Annotated in this window: 1 protein-coding gene; it reads right to left on the bottom strand. The window is 44.5% G+C overall.

Translation table 11 applies throughout. From position 1 onward, the window contains the following. Positions 1-3: 3 nt before the first annotated feature. A partial coding sequence (locus AB4138_RS18065) for a transposase (protein ID WP_372307142.1) occupies positions 4-501 on the bottom strand: 498 nt, incomplete at its 5' end.

Here is a 501-nt window from a genome sequence, read left to right as displayed (position 1 = left end):
GGTTCATCGCGGCTTTCCGGGGAAAGCCGCTTTTATCTTCAAGAAGAAGTAGTCGGTATCTCGATACCCATACCCCATTCGCTTGATTAGCTTTATCTTGTTGTTTATCCTTTCCAATGTGCAGGTGTTGAGCGGATAACTTGCCGATGCGATAATACCGTGAAGATAAGGACTCAGTTTTCGTGCGAACTCTTTCAATGGCTTAATTCCACTCTCTTGTACTTGTGCCCACCAAGCCTCCCAGAGCCCTTTAGCATGTGCTTCTGATTCACAATACCAAAGCTCTTTGAGTTGTGCCCCGAGTATATAAGTGGTCATTAAGTCCTTATTGATATTCAATATTTCTGTAAGATAGCTGTCTTGCCGTGGATTTAAGTTGCCTCTATTTTTCAACAACACCCAGCGTGAGCGCTTGACCCATTGCCTCGCTTTTTTATCTTGCTTGAGTTTGTTGGCTTGGTCGACTCTGACTCTATCCATTACCTCACGACCGAACTTAGC

Origin of the sequence: Vibrio sp. 10N.286.52.C3 (genome assembly GCF_041468865.1) — a bacterium.
GTDB classification, from domain to species: domain Bacteria; phylum Pseudomonadota; class Gammaproteobacteria; order Enterobacterales; family Vibrionaceae; genus Vibrio; species Vibrio crassostreae_C.
This window is presented reverse-complemented; position numbering and strand designations above follow the sequence as displayed.